The 15,619-nt window shown below is 67.6% G+C and carries 14 protein-coding genes; 5 read left to right on the forward strand and 9 right to left on the reverse strand.

Annotated elements, in window-relative coordinates:
• Positions 1-85 precede the first annotated feature (85 nt).
• On the reverse strand, positions 86-1,273 hold the full coding sequence (locus OHB49_RS40480; protein WP_329165945.1) for a CE1758 family FMN-dependent luciferase-like monooxygenase: 1,188 nt from the start codon (positions 1,271-1,273) through the stop codon (positions 86-88).
• Positions 1,274-1,537: 264 nt separating this feature from the next.
• Positions 1,538-2,098 (reverse strand): NADPH-dependent FMN reductase, encoded by a 561-nt coding sequence (locus OHB49_RS40485; protein ID WP_313935316.1) that lies wholly within the window; start codon positions 2,096-2,098, stop codon positions 1,538-1,540.
• 85 nt (positions 2,099-2,183) lie between these two features.
• Here OHB49_RS40485 and OHB49_RS40490 point away from each other — a divergent pair, with 85 nt between their 5' ends.
• Positions 2,184-2,645, forward strand: coding sequence for a MarR family winged helix-turn-helix transcriptional regulator (locus OHB49_RS40490; RefSeq protein ID WP_329165946.1), 462 nt, complete (start codon positions 2,184-2,186; stop codon positions 2,643-2,645).
• A gap of 236 nt (positions 2,646-2,881) precedes the next feature.
• Here OHB49_RS40490 and OHB49_RS40495 read toward each other — a convergent pair whose 3' ends face one another.
• Both OHB49_RS40495 and OHB49_RS40500 read right to left on the reverse strand, forming a co-directional pair.
• On the reverse strand, positions 2,882-5,197 hold the full coding sequence (locus tag OHB49_RS40495; RefSeq protein WP_329165948.1) for an ATP-binding SpoIIE family protein phosphatase: 2,316 nt from the start codon (positions 5,195-5,197) through the stop codon (positions 2,882-2,884).
• A gap of 307 nt (positions 5,198-5,504) precedes the next feature.
• Positions 5,505-6,308: an AraC family transcriptional regulator gene (locus OHB49_RS40500; protein WP_443079692.1), complete on the reverse strand. Its 804-nt coding sequence runs from the start codon at positions 6,306-6,308 to the stop codon at positions 5,505-5,507.
• A gap of 94 nt (positions 6,309-6,402) precedes the next feature.
• Here OHB49_RS40500 and OHB49_RS40505 point away from each other — a divergent pair, with 94 nt between their 5' ends.
• Positions 6,403-6,840 carry a DUF2000 domain-containing protein gene (locus OHB49_RS40505; RefSeq protein WP_329166794.1) on the forward strand — a complete coding sequence of 146 codons (438 nt, stop codon included), beginning with the start codon at positions 6,403-6,405 and terminating at the stop codon, positions 6,838-6,840.
• 476 nt (positions 6,841-7,316) lie between these two features.
• Here OHB49_RS40505 and OHB49_RS40510 read toward each other — a convergent pair whose 3' ends face one another.
• The 5 genes from OHB49_RS40510 to OHB49_RS45965 form a co-directional block, all read right to left on the reverse strand.
• The gene (locus tag OHB49_RS40510) at positions 7,317-8,015 is read right to left on the reverse strand and encodes a hypothetical protein (protein WP_329165951.1); all 699 of its coding nucleotides are present in this window, start codon (positions 8,013-8,015) and stop codon (positions 7,317-7,319) included.
• Positions 8,016-8,505: 490 nt separating this feature from the next.
• Positions 8,506-8,970, reverse strand: coding sequence for an SRPBCC family protein (locus OHB49_RS40515; RefSeq protein WP_030979859.1), 465 nt, complete (start codon positions 8,968-8,970; stop codon positions 8,506-8,508).
• A 144-nt stretch (positions 8,971-9,114) separates the two neighbouring features.
• Positions 9,115-9,606, reverse strand: coding sequence for a nucleotidyltransferase domain-containing protein (locus OHB49_RS40520; RefSeq protein WP_329165952.1), 492 nt, complete (start codon positions 9,604-9,606; stop codon positions 9,115-9,117).
• Between the two features lie 146 nt (positions 9,607-9,752).
• Complete coding sequence (locus OHB49_RS40525) at positions 9,753-10,505, reverse strand: SDR family NAD(P)-dependent oxidoreductase (protein ID WP_329165953.1); 753 nt, start codon at positions 10,503-10,505, stop codon at positions 9,753-9,755.
• Between the two features lie 255 nt (positions 10,506-10,760).
• Positions 10,761-11,186 (reverse strand): STAS domain-containing protein, encoded by a 426-nt coding sequence (locus OHB49_RS45965; protein ID WP_443079620.1) that lies wholly within the window; start codon positions 11,184-11,186, stop codon positions 10,761-10,763.
• 592 nt (positions 11,187-11,778) lie between these two features.
• Between OHB49_RS45965 and OHB49_RS40530 the strand changes: the two genes are divergently transcribed.
• From OHB49_RS40530 to OHB49_RS40540, 3 genes are all read left to right on the forward strand, one after another.
• On the forward strand, positions 11,779-12,975 hold the full coding sequence (locus tag OHB49_RS40530; RefSeq protein WP_329165954.1) for an NAD(P)/FAD-dependent oxidoreductase: 1,197 nt from the start codon (positions 11,779-11,781) through the stop codon (positions 12,973-12,975).
• A gap of 717 nt (positions 12,976-13,692) precedes the next feature.
• Positions 13,693-14,589 carry an RNA polymerase sigma-70 factor gene (locus tag OHB49_RS40535; RefSeq protein WP_329165956.1) on the forward strand — a complete coding sequence of 299 codons (897 nt, stop codon included), beginning with the start codon at positions 13,693-13,695 and terminating at the stop codon, positions 14,587-14,589.
• A 193-nt stretch (positions 14,590-14,782) separates the two neighbouring features.
• Positions 14,783-15,559: a sigma factor-like helix-turn-helix DNA-binding protein gene (locus OHB49_RS40540; RefSeq protein WP_329165957.1), complete on the forward strand. Its 777-nt coding sequence runs from the start codon at positions 14,783-14,785 to the stop codon at positions 15,557-15,559.
• Positions 15,560-15,619 lie beyond the last annotated feature (60 nt).

Consider the following 15,619-nt stretch of genomic DNA (forward strand, 5'->3'; position numbering starts at 1 on the left):
CGCGCGAGGCCGACGTCGCGGAGCACCTCGCCGGGGAGAAGGCCTCCCACGCCTCGATCGCGAGTGGAAACGCTGCCTGCCCTGGTCACACGGCCGACGGGAAGTGTGCCTCGACGGCCGGGTCGCTGTCCTGGTACGGGGACGCGCCGGAGAGGTTGTCGCCGCGGTTGGGGTTCGGGCGCGGCTGCCGTGGCTCGGCATCGCCGTACTTCTCCGTGACCCGGGTGCTGTGGACGGGGGCGTCGGGCACTCCAGGGGCGCGTCTGCCGGCCATCTCCTTGCGGAGCACCGGGACGACCTCGGTTCCGAGCAGCTCGACCTGCTCGAGCGCCATCTCGACGGGCAGGCCCATGCCGTCGAGCGCGAAGAGCTGGCGCTGGTAGTCACCGAAACCCTCCTGGAAGGTGAGGGTCTTGTCGATGACCTCCTGCGGACTGCCCACGCTCAGGGGTGTGCGGGTCATGTAGTCATCGAGCGAGCTGCCCCGGAAAACCGGGTACTCCTCGAAGTACGGGCGGAAGGTGTTCACGGCATCCTGGGAGCGTCGGGCGATGAACGCCTGCCCGCCAAGACCGACGATTGCCTGTTCCTTCGTGCCGTGCCCGTAGTGCTCGAAACGTGCGCGGTAGAAGTCCACGAGCGGCTTGAAGTGCAGGTTCGGCGCCAGGATGTGATTGGCGAAGTACCCGTTGCCGTAGTAGGCGGCCTGCTCGGCGACCTCGGGCGTGCGGATCGAGCCGTGCCAGACGAAGGGCGGCACGTCGTCCAAGGGCCGCGGGGTCGAGGTGAAGCCCTGCAACGGGGTGCGGAAGGTGCCCTCCCAGTCCACGACATCCTCCCGCCAGAGCCGGTGCAACAGGTTGTAGTTCTCCAGAGCGAGAGCCACACCCTTCCGGATGTCCTTTCCGAACCACGGATAGACCGGCACCGTGTTGCCACGCCCGACCATGAGATCGAGTCGTCCCTTCGCCACGTGCTGGAGCATGGCGTAGTCCTCGGCGATCTTCACCGGGTCATTCGTGGTCATGAGCGTGACCGACGTGCTGAGGATGATGCGCTCGGTCAGCGCCGCGATGTGTGCCAGCAGGGTGGTGGGCGAGGACGGGACGAAGGGGGGATTGTGGTGCTCACCGAGTGCGAACACATCCAAGCCGACCTCGTCGGCCCGCTGCGCCACTCGCACCACGTTGCTGATGCGTTCCGCCTCGCTCTGGGTGTAGCCGGTGACCGGATCGGGTGCGATGTCACCGACCGTGAAGATTCCGAACTGCATTCTGTCCGTCTTTCTGTGTTGTCCCTGCGCGAGGACACCCCTGCGCCACCGGGTTCCGGATCGTTTCGCCGCGCGACAGCGGCCGGCCCTGGGTGTCGTGGGTCACGTCACCGAACGTGTCCGGTCCGAGCGCGATCGAGGCCCCGACATCGACGGGTCTGTCATTCCCGTCGCGGTCGAAAGGGTGGCGCAGGTTCCGCGCCCCGCACCGGCGTCGCGACGCCGGTGCGGGGCGTTGTCATCGGCGCCTCGTGATGTCTCGCGTCAGCCGACGCGCAGCGGAGCGAGGGCGTTGCTCCAGGCGACGACCTGGTCGAGGGTGGTGGTGAGGGACTCGCGGTGGAGGTCGGCAGGCTTGAAGACGCTGAAGTTCTCGAAATCGGTGAACAGGGAGAGCGCCACCTGGGAGCGGACGTCCGCCATCTGCAGCTCACCGGCGATCAGGCGCAGATGCTCCACGGCGCGGGTGCCGCCGGTGGAGCCGTAGCTGACGAAGCCGACGGACTTGTTGGCCCACTCGGCGGCCAGGAAGTCGATGGCGTTCTTCAGAGCGCCGGGCACCGAATGGTTGTACTCGGGGGTCACGATGACGAAGCCGTCGAACGAGGCGATCTTCGCGGCCCACTCCTGCGTGTGCGGCTGGCTGTACTGACCCATCGCAGGCGGGTAGACCTCATCCAGCAGCGGCAGCTTGTAGTCCACCAGGTCGACGAGTTCGTACTCCGCGTCGGTGCGGGCCGTGGCCAACCCGTGTACCCAGTGGGCGACGGCCTCGCCATTACGTCCGGGGCGCGTACTGCCGAGGATGATGCCAATCCTTGTCATCTTTTATTCCTTTGCTTGGATATGTACTTGCCGAGTCAAGTAAATGACCGAGTACTTGCCTTGTCAAGGAGATAGGATGTGAGGCATGCCCCACGACGAAGAGCCCCTGCGCCCCTTGGACCAGACCGAGGAAAAGCTCGTGCGCGCCCTGGGCAATGTCATGACGGCGCTGCCGCGACTGGTTGACGCGGACATGGTCCGTGACGGAGCGCTTCCCCTCTCGGAGTACACCCCCCTCATGTTCCTGTCCGAGGCTCCCCACCACCGGATGCGGATGAGCGAACTCGCCGCTGTCTGCAACCTGTCCCTCAGCGGAATGACCCGCGTCGTCAACCGCCTCGAAAAGCAGGGACTCATCCAACGAGCCAAGTGCCAGGAAGACCTGCGCGGATGGAACGCCGTCCTCACCGGCGACGGCCTCGCCCGTCTGCGGGAAGCCTGGCCCTCCCATCTGGCCAGCATCCGACGGCACGTCCTCGACAACCTCGCCGGCCACGACCTCGCCGCACTCGGCGCCGCACTCCAACGCGTGGCGACCGCACCCTGACCCTACGAACACCCTGACCTGTCGAAGTGGGGATCGTCGGGGCGCCGAGTGGTCGGTGCATGGCGGGCCCGGCCCCGGGCGAGACAGCCCTGGCATCCGATGAAGGGCAGCGGCACCAAGGTCGCGAGCGGCATCAGTGAGCCGCGGCAACGGTGACCGGCCGTACGGAGCCGGCGGTCACAGTATCGACGAGTTCCACTACGCCGGACGGCTCCTCCAGCACGGCTGCGACGCCCTCAGGCGGGACGCCCGGCATCGTTTCGGCGTTCTGTCGACACCCATGTCGGTTGCTCTGCCCAGACGGTCTTTCCCTGCGCCTGGTAGCGGGTGCCCCACTGGTCCGCGAGGCTTGCGATGATGAACAGTCCTCGGCCGGTCTCGTCGATGGTGCGGGCATGTTTCACCTGCGGAGCGCTGGTCGCGGTGTCGCTGACCTCGCAGGTCAGCATTTGCTCGAAGATCAGGCGTAGTTGCAGGGGCGGAGTGCCGTAGCGGACCGCGTTGCCGACGAGTTCGCTGACGATGAGTTCGGTGGTGTACGCCGTCTCCTCGTCCACCCCCCAGGCCTCCAGTTGGTGGCGGGCCGCTGCGCGGGCGATCGGTGCGGCCTCGGGGCCCGCAGGCAGCGAGAGGGTCAGTACCCGGTCTTTGGGCAGCGCCTTCGTGCGGGCGAGCAGCATCAGTGTCTCGCCGGTTTGGGTGCCGTCCGGGAGTGCGTGTGCGATGTCGTCGCACAGGTCCGGCAGGGGCGTTGTGCCGGCGCCGTCCAGGAGCGGGCGCAGTGGACCGGATGGCGCCAGGACCTGGTCCGCGAGCGCGGCCGTGCCCATCGCCAGAGTGCTTCCTTCGCGGAGGCTGACGGTCGTCGCGGGGAATGGGGCGCTACCTGTTTCGGCGAGTGGGGGACCTGGGGGGACGGACAGGTCGGCCGAGGTGCCGTCGGGGAATACCACGACCGGCTCCGGGAGGCCGGCGCGGGCGATGGTGCAGGTGAGTTCGACCGGGTCGTAGACCGCGATGACGCAGCCGGCGGTGAGCGGCTCACGGTCCAGAGGATCCATGGGCAGTTCGGCGTACGCGGCGGCGAGGCGGCCCGCGGTGTCGCTGAGGCGCGCCAGGAGCTCGTCGGGCTGCAGGTCCAGGGCGGCGAGTGTGTGGATGGCCGTCCGTAGAAGGCCCATCGTGATGGCTGCGGCGATGCCATGGCCTGCCACGTCGCCGACGACCAGCGCGGTCCGTGCGCCGGGCAGCGCGATCGCGTCGAACCATGCGCCGCCGCCCTCCGGAGAAGGAAGGTGGAGTTGGGAGAGCTCCACGGTGGTATGCGCGGCCGTCGGTTGGGGGAGAAGCCTGCGCTGGACAGTTTGCGCGACAATCCACTCGCGCATGTACTGACGGGCGTTGTCGATGCAGAGCGAAGCATGGGCACACACTGCGGACGCCACCGCGACGTCTTCCTCTTCAAAGGGGTCTTGTTGCTGGTGGCGGTAGAAGCTGACCACGCCCAGAGCATGGCCGCGCAACGCCAGCGGCGCCACGATCAGGGAGTGTGCACCGGATCGCCTGATGACTTCGGCTCGGGCCGGGTCGGCGGCCGGCCACGAGCTGTCCTCATCGATCGACACGAGGCGCGGCCGAAGGTCGGACAGGACGTCGGAGAAGGGGGTGCCGACCGGCAGAGGGCGCACGACTTCGACCGGGTGGCACGCGATTCGGCCTTGGAAGGCTGTTCGGCGCAGTGGAACGTCCCGGCGGACTGGTACCGGCGGGGGCTCGTTTCCGCGGATGACGTCTTCGATCACTTCGACGTAGGCGATGTCGGCGAAGGCGGGTACCACTGCCTCCACCAGCTCCTGGCAGACGATGCCCACGTTCAGCCGGTGCCCCACTCGTCGGCGGACTGCGTCCAGGAGCGCCAGGCGATTCTGTGCGTTCTCCCGCTCGGTGACATCGACCGCGGATGCCACCAGTCCGACCACATCGCCGTGGGAGTCCTCCAGGCGGAAGTAGGAGACGGAGTGGATACGGCGCGTGGCCCGACCCGGTGCCTTGACGTGCCGGACGAGCCGGTTCACCACCGGTACTCCGCCCTCCAGGACTCCCTGCGCCACGGCCGCTTCTGCCTCTGGGTCTGCTAGTTCATACGCCTCGGTGAAATGCTTGCCCAGCACGCGAGTGTTGCTCAGCCCGTCGGCGGCGCTGCTCATGCGGACCACACGCAGCTGATTGTCGAGGACGTGCAGTACGACCGGGGAATGGGCGAACATGGCCTTCAAGATCGCCACATCCTGCCCCGACATGGCGTTCCCCGCCGGGAGCACATGCCACATCACGGAAGTACCTTGCAGCACCGGCTTGACCAGCACCGAGGCCGTCTCCGAGAACCTTTCCCACTGCCGTTCGCCGCCGGCGGCGGCCTCACTCATGAGCGTGGCCACGGACCTGCCGACGGCCTCCTCGGCGGACCACCCGAACAGCTCCTCAGCCGGATGCCCCCACTCGACCACCCGGCCACTGTCATCGATGAGTACGAGCGCGTCGCCGCTGGGCATTCGGAAACACCTCCGCCGCCATTCCTGCCCACCCGGTGCCGACGACAGGCCCGCTCATCCGGCAGCTACACCGATTGGCTCAGCCCGCTTCCCAGCAGGGCTGCCCAGAGCCAGTCTTCAAAGATCGTTCAGTCGGTGGATCACGGCCGGTGCGTCGACATGAACTCATTGATCACGGGCGGTCGGGGAGGCCTTGCTGCGCTCGCTGGTTCCCAGCCCGGAGTCCACAGCGCTGCCGCGCGGCCTCAGGCTGTCGGTGTGCTTCTGCCGCTGGGGCGCACGTGTGGAGACAACTGTGCGCGGTCCGTCATCGGCGGACGGCCCCGGTTCGGGCGTACCGGCCCGGGGTGACGCCCACAACTCGCTTGAAGTGCCGGGTGAGGTGGGACTGGTCGTAGAAGCCGACGGCAGTCGCCACCTCGCCCGCCGGCTGTCCGTCGAGCAGCAGACGGCGGGCCAGGTCGACGCGACGGGACATCACGTACTGATGCGGGGCGATGCCGAAGGCGCCGCTGAAGGCTCGCACGAGATGCGTGGGGTGGGCGTGTACCAGGCGCGCGGCTTCTTCCAGGGCGATGCCTTCAAGTAGACGCTCGTCGAGGAGGTCACGCAGACTCCGGGCGATGTCGCGGTCGGGTGCCGCGCTGCCGAGGACCAGCCTGGGGCGCAGATACTCGCGCAGCCTCTCGCCGATGAAGGCCAGACGGCTCTCCGCCTCGAACTCGTCTCCCCGGTTCGCGAGAGTCGTGTGCAGCTGTCCGACGCGTCTGCGCAGCACGGGATCGGTGAGGTCCGGGCCGTCCACCGCCGGCCCGATGAAGCTCTCGTCCAGCTGTGTCGTGTCGAGGTAGAGCACGCGCTTGCGAAATCCCTGAGGGGTGGCCGGTGAGCCGTTGTGCGGGATCTGTGGCGGGAGCAGACTCACGGTGTCGCTCGGGGTGCCACGCTCGAATCGGTCCAGGTCGTAGCGGACCGCGCCGTCATCGACGATCAGCAACGTCCAGGCGTCGTGGACGTGCATGGGGTAGGCGTGCTCGGTGAAGTGTGCGTGGAAAACCTCCACGACGCCCGCGACTGGGGGGCGCCAAGCGGAGATCTCTTGCCGGGGCATCACGCAAAGAACGTACAAGACGCAGAGGGCGCGGACCCTGGAGTCTCGAAGCATGAGAAACGACGATGAGACCGAGGCCGGAACCGGGATCGAGATGGGCGCAGGGGATGAGAACGTGCCTGTCCGCTTCGACACCAAGATCGCTGTCCTGCTGCGGGAGGATCTTGAGTCCTGGCAGCGGCTGAATGTGACCGCCTTCCTGGTCAGCGGGCTCGGCACGGTGTCACCCGAGGTGATCGGCGAGCCGTACACGGACGCCGACGGCACGGCGTACCTGCCGATGTTCCGCCAGCCCGTGCTGGTCTTCGAGGGGACGAAGGAGATGCTGACCGCTGCGCACGGCCGTGCGCTGTCGCGCTCGCTGCCTAGGGCCGTGTTCACCTCGGATCTGTTCAGCACGGGCAACGACCGGGACAACCGGGCGGCTGTACGGGCCGTGGGAAAGGACCAGCTCGATCTGGCGGGGATGGCCGTTCACGGGCCGCGCAACGCGGTGGACAAGGTCCTCAAGGGTGCGCGCATGCACCCATGAGTGACGTCTGAGTGACGTCAAATCCCGGCGATCCCGATCCCGATCATCGGCACTCCGGCGGCAAGTGCCTTCCGAAGAGAGCGACAACGGCCACCATGAGGATCGGGCGCCCGAGAGGTCTGCTGGTGACCGTGGAAGGTGACAACGTACTTGCCAACGGGGCGGCGGTCGCAGCAGGGCCGCCCCGTCGATGACAACTGTCCTGCTTCGTGTGCCGGGCAGCCGCAAGCCGGTCGGCAGCGACGGTGACCCCCATCGTGCTCCGGCGCAGCTGCTGGGCCGACACGTCAGTCGGAACCTGGTCCAGCGATGTGGATCCATGGATTTCGGTGCCGGTCCGGAGCGCGCAGGCGACGGCGTGGGGAGGCCCACTCCCGCACCGCCGCACGCCGGCTGGGCCCTGCACGATGAGGTTCCGGCCGGAGCGCCATCGGACCGCCCCCTGGTGGCGGTGAGATGGGCGCTCCTGAGCGTGCTCAGCCGGCCACTGTCTCCTGCTGAGGCTCGGCCGCAGCAGGCTCCGAAGCGGCCGTCGCGGTGTAGAAGACGGACGAGCCCTGCTTGGTGCGCTGAGCCTGGCTCTTGGCGACCAGCCCTTCGAGGGTGGTGCGCACAACGGTGGTCTTGACGCCGCGGTCAGGGTGGGCCTGCGTGAGCGCGGCGGAGACCTCGGTGGCGGACCGCGGCTCGCTCTGCTGCTCCAGGTGGCCGCGGATCAGGTTGACGAGGGTCGGCTTGGTGTCTGTCGTGGGTGCCTTGGCGGTCGAGGCCTTGGCGGACGGTGCCTTCGCAGACGGTGCCTTCGCGGACAGTGCCTTCGCGGACGAGGTCTTGGCGGACGGGGCCTTGGCGGCCCCCTTCTTGGATGCCGTCGTCTTTGCACTCGTGGCGGCCGCCTTCTTCGGCGTGCTCTGCCGGGGTTCGGCGGTGGCCTGGCGCGGTACGGTCGGCGCGGCCGTGGTGTCTGCCTCGTCGACTGCCTTCGCGCCGCCGAGTGCCTCCTGCATGCTCACCAGCACGGAGTGGTCGTGCTGCAGGGCGCCCAACTGCTCCTGCAGCGCCTCGATTTCCGCACTGATGCGTTCCTGCTCCTTGACGTTGCGCTCAAGGTCGCCCGTCACCTGGGCGATGTACTGCGATGTCAGTCCTGTGGCGTGGGCCTGAATTTCAGACATGTCATGGGCCTTTCTGCAGCTCGCGGGTACGGCGGTGAGAAGCACGAACCCGGTACGCGAGCGGGTGGAGGCAGGTGCCCAGGCTGTGCTGACTGGGACACCCGCAGGACATAACTGCCGCAATGTGCAGCAGTGTCTAGAGATAGTACGCACGAGTAGAGCCCTCATGTGCCAGTCGAGTGATGTCTCACTCTTCCCTTGAGGGTGAGGAACCAGCAGATGCGGGGCATGCGACGACGAGACCGACCAAGGCACTGTCACTGTTGATGCACCGTGTGGCCCACCCGGGCCTGCTCGGGAGGCAGGCGTCAGATGGCTTCGCCGGTATCCCCGTTGACGGGGCAGATGGGACTTGTGATGTGTCGGGCACCGGCTTTGAAGGTGTTCGAACGTGGGTCCCATGGCACATGGCAACCATTGCGGGACCGCCCGATGGCATCTCCGGCTGCCTACTGTGATCGGTCCCAAGGTCCGTCAGGCAGTGGGAGGTTCAGCTGCTGCGGCCCTCTACCGCCGTGGCGACGTCGTCCAGGTCCTTCGCGATCGCCTTGCTGACGGCCCGTGCGCCCACTCCGCCCAGGACCTTGGCGAGCAGGCCCGTGAAGCCGCCGGCCGGCACGGCCGTGAAGGTCATGCGGACCGTCGTCGTGGCCGGGCCGTCCGCCCGCAGCGCCCACTCCGAGACGTAGTGGGTGCCGTGGGATTCGGCCTCCACCACGTAGCGCCTGGGCGGCTCGCTCGCGCTCACCCACATCTCCTCGGTGGCGTCCTTGCCGAACATGCGCCGGGTCTCACGCCACCGCGTGCCCACGTCAAACGCCCCGTCTGTGAGAACTTCGGTCCTCGAAACGCTGCTGAGTACCTGCTCCATGCCCCTGAGATCGGTGAGGGCTTCCCATACGGTTCCCTGGGCTGCGGCGATGCGGCGCTCGACGACGACTGTCCTGCTGGTCATGGACCCCATAGAACCACCGGGGTTCGGCAGCCGCCTGCTGCAGCGGTGCACCGGGGTGCGCCCGGCCGGAGTCCGCGAGGTTCTCGTCCGGGGGCGGGACCGCTCAGCCGAGTTCGTTCGCGTGTTCGCCGAACGCCGCCCACGTCAGAAGTGCGTGGCGATTCCGAAGGCATGCCGGAGCTGGGCCATGTCGTGACGGTCACGGTCGGTCGGCTCGTAGCCCTGGTGGAAATAGACCTGCTGCTCGGCCGACAGACATGGAACCGACGTGTCACCGATCATGCCGGTCACGAAGCACGGCGCGGGATAGACGAACGGGCGCTCTGCGTCGAGGGATGCCTGCACGGCAGAGCCGTCCGCTGCAAAAGTGAGGGGGTGGAGGTCGATTTCCCGTCCGCCCGATGCCGCGACCACGAACCGCACGGGCCGCCAGTTCAAGCTCTCCACGAAGCCGACACCGTTCAGGGCTCTCACGACATCGTCTTCCCGGCCCCCGGGGTGCAGGAGATCCAGGTCGCGGTGCTCACGGGTCTGCTTGCCGAGCAGGGCATCTATGCCCCATCCCCCGCCGATCCAGACTCCGACCCCGGCCCGTCGCATCAGCGCAAGCACAGACAACACGTCATCCGCCGTCATCACCCGAAGCACGCTAGTACACCGAGACCTGCGCAGGCCGAGTTCAGCCGGATCGCCTTCTTACCTCGGCGGAGCCGATTCTGTTACCGCGGGGGAGTCCAAAGGACTCGGACAGCACGGCACCTGTCGCTGGGCATGCGCCGTGATCAGGCGAGTTCGAGCCCGCCGTCGACCGTGAGCACTTGGCCGGTGAGCCAGGCGGTCTGCGCGTCGGCCAGGCGCAGGATCCATTCGGCCACTTCTTCGGGTTCGCCACGGCGGCCCAACGGAATGCGTGCTGCCTCGGCATCCTTGAGGTGATCGATTTCCTTGGCGGACAAGCCGGCGCCGGCCAACGCTCCGCTTTCGGTGGGGCCGGGAGCCACTGCGTTGACCCGGATGTTGTCGGGCGCCAACTCCAGTGCCCAGCTTCGGGTCAGCTGTTCGATCGCAGCCTTCGAGGCGCCGTAGTGAGAGGCGTGCGCGATTGGCCTGTGCCCGAACGTGCTGCTGATGTTGACGATCACCCCCTGGGAGCGCCGCAGGTACGGAAGGGCGGCGCTTGCCAGAAGGCTCGGAGCGGTGACGTTGGTGGCCAGTACCTGGTTGATGCCTTCGGCGGTCACCTGACCCAGGGGCATCATCGCGAGGACTCCGGCGTTGTTGACGAGGACATCGATGCGGCCCCATCGATCGACCGCGGCCTGCACGATCCGTTCGGGTGCGCCTGTGGCGCTGACGTCGGCACTGAGCGTCTCGATGGCCGGATGGAGATCGGCCGTCTCCCGCAATGCCTCGGCTCGTCTCCCGACTCCCAGCACCCGCGCTCCCGCTTTCGCGAACGCCAGTGCGGCAGCTTGCCCGATCCCGGAACCAGCTCCGGTCAGGATCACAACATGGTTGGCGAAACGGCTGGGCATCACTGGCACATCCTTATTATTCGATGTCTATCGAAGATTGAAGAGGTTGTGGAACGAGCCGACTACGGGCAGCGGTGGCAAAGTCGTCCCTGAGCCATCACCTGAAGATCCTCACGCGGACGAAGCTGCAGAACGGTCACGCTGTCCGCGGTGAGGGCACCTCCTCCGGTACCCCGGCCGGTTGTCGCGGTGTCGGAGAGGGGAGGGCGCATGCTCTGCTGGCGCGGAGCCCGCCACCGTGCGGCGCGAACTGTCCTATGCCGTGAGGGCCGTGCAGACGTCGCGGTGGAGCGTGACAACTGTGTCCATCCCGGTCAGCCGATACGTTTTCTCCAACGTCGGCGAGAGACCTGCAAGGGCGACTGAGGCCCCGACGTCGGTCGCGCTGCGGTATGCGGACGCGACAGCTCCCATGCCGCTGGAGTCCCAGAAGGACAGGAATGAAAAGTCCAGTACCAATTTCCGGGCGCCCGCTGCGATTTCCTCCAAAGCGGTGGCTCGCAGCGCGCCGGCATTGGCCCAGTCCACAGCGCCCGTCACGGCAAGGACGACGCGACCGCCGTCCATACGTGTGACGTGGATGCAGAACGGCCTGATACTCGAGGCCGTGGTCGGTCGAATTCCGGGGCAGCCATGGCGATGGGGCGGGGACGCAGGCCGGTCGTGACAGTTGGAGAACATCGACTTCGCCTTTCGCTCGCAGTTGGATGTCCGCTTTCCTGGGCCCGGGGCCGAAACGAGGGGTCCTGGTCACCCGCCGGTCGGTGCCAGGCGTGACGGAGCGAGTGTCGGACCCTCCCGTGTCGATCACGTGAACCATCGAGAACCGACGTTCCGCGGTGGCCATGAGTACTCCGGTTGCAATCGCAGTTGTGGGTTCGTCGGCTATGACCGGCTCTCCTTGCAATTTGTGACATGACGGCCATTTGGTCTCGGTCCGGTTGGCCGACGACCGGGCCGGGCCATGCCGCGCGCCGAGGGCGAGGACGTGCCGAGGTGATGCCGAGCATGGTGCGGTGGGGACGCCACCGACCCTCTGGCGGAACCGCGGAGGATCTTCCAGGCCCTTCTGCGGGCGAATTCCGGGAAGGCGGAGCGCAACACCTTGCGCGGCCCGGGCCATGCCCGCGTCCAGCACGTGCCGGCAGGGGCGACTGCGCTCCGGATCCGGTGGCCCGGCAGCAGAGATGCACATCAGATTCTCCGTCCTGTCACACTTCGCCTCGCCGTCTTGCCAACGCTGCGCAATCGTCAACGCGGCATGGGAGAAGAAATGAAGGACGTCCTTGTCATCGGTGGAGGATTCGCCGGCGTGTGGAGCGCGGCAGGAGCCGTGCGCGCCACGCGTGAGGCAGGCGAGGAGGTGCGGGTGACCCTGGTCAGTGGTGGTGACGATCTGGTCGTGCGGCCCCGTCTCTACGAAGAGGAACCGGAGAGCAAGCGGGTGCCTCTGGACCGTGTTCTCGGGCCCATCGGGGTGCGCCGGGTCACAGCGACGGTGACCGGTATCGACACCGGGGCCCGTACGGTGCGGGCCGTCGGACGAGCAGGCGAGGATCTGACACTGTCGTACGACAAGCTCGTGCTGGCCGCAGGCAGTCGGCTGGTGCGCCCCGACTTCCCGGGCGCGCGCAACGTCTTCGACGTCGACACCCTGTCGACGGCGGCCGCGTTCGACCATCACCTGCGGCGGCTGCCGCAGCGGGCGCCGTCCCCGGGCCGGTACACGGCCGTCGTGGTGGGCGCCGGCTTCACCGGCCTGGAAGTGGCGACCGGCCTGGGAGAACGGCTGCGGGCGATCGCCCACGCGCACGGCGCGGGCGAGGAGGTGCGGGTCGTCCTGGTCGACCGCGCCGACGTCCTCGGACCGGAGCTCGGTTCTGGACCCCGTCCGCAGATCGACGGCGCGGTCGACGAACTGAAGATCGAGCGACGCCTGGGACGCACCGTGGCGTCGGCCACCCAGGACGACGTCACGCTCTCGGACGGTGAGGTGATCCCCACAGCCACCGTCGTGTGGACGGCCGGCATGGTCGCCAGTTCTCTGACGGCACAGATCCCGGGGGAACGCGACCGTCTGGGACGGCTGAGCGTGGACGCCTACCTGCGGGTGACGGGAGTCCCTGACGTCTACGCCGCCGGCGACACCGCCTCCGCCCTCGCCGAGGAAGGGCATTACACGACTCAGAGCTGCCAGCACGCTCAGCCGATGGGTAAGTTCGCCGGACACAACGTAGCCGCCGACCTCCTGGGCACGGACCCGCTGCCCTTCACCCCTGATCCCTACGGCGTCTGCCTGGATCTCGGGCCGGCGGGCGCCGTGGTCACACAGGGCTGGGACCGCACGGTCCAGATGACCGGCGAGGGCGCCAAGTCCCTCAAGCGGGACATCAATACGCTGTGGATCTACCCCCCGGTCGATGACGCCGAGCAGATCCTCGCCCAGGCAGGGCGCTTCTCCAACCTCTGACAGCGCGGGCGACCGCGCATCCCGCCCGCCGGTCCTGCCGGATCGCCGCCGGCTCCACGGCGAAACGGCATTGCGGACAGGCATCGCTCTCGCTCGGTGAGCGCGATGCCTGTCTCGTGGCGGCTGGGCAACCGGCGGCGGTCCCGCCCGTGCCTGTCCCCGCTGTACGGCCACGAGAAGTCCGAGGCGTCGGCCAGGGCCGATGACCGGTCGGCAGGTGAGAGCCCTTCCACGACTCATGTCGGCCGTTCGGGTTCTGTGTCGTCGGCTTCGAGAGATCGGGTCACACATCAATGGACTACTCGGTCATAGCTATGAGAAGCATGTTCTCGCTACGGCCGAGGAGCAGCTATGTACACGTCCGAAAGGCGGATCGCCACGTCCGTCCTGGTCATCAGTAGGGAGGATTCGGCCTGCTCGACGCCGACGAACTCGCCGGACGCAGGGTCTGCGTCCTCGCGGGTGGGCAAGCGGCCGAAGACGGATGGATACGGTAAGCCTCGAGGATCACGGCACCGGGGTCGACGGCCTGTACGCGATCGGCGAGGCGTCGAGCGCTCTGCACTCTCGACCCTGCGCTGCAGGTCAACCGGGTGTGGTCCGGTCCCGGGCCGGTGGAACGGAAGGCCGTACCGCCCGATCCCCGACGACATGCGGCGCTCATGCGTGAGGTCTCGGCCGCCGGCAATCCCGTCGAGTAGCAAAGGGTCACGAACCATGTCGTCGAAGAACGATCCAGCGGAAGACGTCGAGAGCCTTCAGGGGGCCGAGGCGGTGTTCCGCAATGCCCGCGGTCGCATGTTCGGGATCGCCTACCGAATGCTGGGCAGCGTCAGCGAGGCGGAAGACATCCTCCAGGAGGTCTGGATCCGCTGGCAGACCTACGACCGGTCCAAGGTGCAGAACGCGCAGGCGTTCCTCGCGACGACCACCACGAGGCTCGCGATCAACGTCCTGCAATCCGCGAGGGTCCGTCGTGAGACCTATGTCGGTCCGTGGCTGCCGGAACCGGTCGACACCAGCGGTGACCCGGCGCTGGGCGCCGAGCGCGGGGAGGCTCTGGAGGTCGCGGTGCTGATGCTGCTGGAGAAGCTCACTCCTACGGAGCGTGCGGCATACGTTCTGCGGCAGGCGTTCGACTACCCGTATGAGCAGATCGCGGAGATCATCGGTCAGACGAATGCGAACGTACGCCAGTTGGTGAGCCGGGCGCGTAAGCATCTGGCCGCGGAGAAGCGTGCGAGTGTCGCGGCTGACGAGCACCAGCGGTTCCTGACCGCGTTCGTGGCGGCCGCACAGACAGGGAATGTGACCGCATTGGAGGAGCTGTTCGCACAGGACGTCGTCTCGTACTCCGACGGCGGAGGGGCCGTTCGGGCCTCGAAGTTCCCCGTTGTGGGCCGTCACCGTGTGGCGAGGTTCGTCCACGCGTTCGCCGACACCTTCTGGTCCGGTGTGACGGTGGAGCCGGTCGAGAGCAACGGCCGGGCCGCGGTGCGTCTGTACCGTGGCGGGAACGTGATCGCCGTTGTCACGGTGAGTGTGAGTGCAGACGGTATCGACCGGGTGCTGTGGATGATGAACCCGTCGAAACTCGCCGCCATGGCCGCCTGAGCCATCCGGCCCGCCCCGTCCCACCGGGCACGGATGATCAACGGGCCGGCGGAAGCGACTGGGGGCGCACCGCGGCCACGCGGTGGCTGTGCGGCGCGTTGTCCCATCGCTTGTGCGAGGACCGCGTACCTCCGGCATCCGACGCGAGCCCGGTGGCCGTCGTCCGACGCTCCAGCAGAAAGGATCATCCCTCATGGATGAGAACCAGGAAGAGGACCTGTCCATTGCTGAGGTCATCGAGGTACCGCAGGTGGGGCTGACACACGTCGCTGCACACATACGCCTCGACATCCTCGACTCCGCCCGGCACCGGCGGAAGCTGTACGTGGGTGAGTGGCTGCCTGAGCCGGTGCCGGACGGGACGACCACCGTGGCTTCGACTCCGGTGAGGGCGTCGGTCACGCTCGACAAGTCCGGGAAAACGGCGCCGATGGTCATGCTGGAATCCCTGACGCCTGCGGCCCGGGCCGCGTTCGTCCTGCGCGACATGTTCGCCCTGTCGTTCGGAGAGATTGTCGCGATCGTCGGCCGTACCCCGCAGATGTGCCGAAACCTCGCGTCCTCCGCCTGTCGGCACGTGCGCGACCGGCGTCGACAGGAGACCGCGTCCGATGTGCACACCCGCATCGTCACGGCCTTCTGGGCCGCCTGCGACACCCGCGACCTCGCCGCTCTCGTCTCGCTGCTCGACCCGGAGGCCACCACACTCAGCGACGGTGGCGGCAAGGTACGCGCTGCCCTGAAGCCGATCCACGGCGCGGACCGCACGGCCCGCTTCATGCTTGCCGCACTGTTGCAGTACCCCAAGCTCGAAGCCACCCTGCAATCGGTGAACGGCAAGACCGGTCTGGTCCTCCGCCACGACACCACCGTGTCCGGTGTCGTCAGTTTCCACGTCCGAAGCGAGAAGATCACGGACGTGTGGCTGGTGCTCAACCCCGACAAGCTCCGCAGCTGGAACCGCAGCTGACGGGTGGCTCTTCGGAGGGGACCGGCCCGTCTCCGGCGGGCCCCCTGCTTCGCCACCGGC

It is taken from the genome of Streptomyces sp. NBC_01717, from assembly GCF_036248255.1.
Classification (GTDB): Bacteria; Actinomycetota; Actinomycetes; order Streptomycetales; family Streptomycetaceae; genus Streptomyces.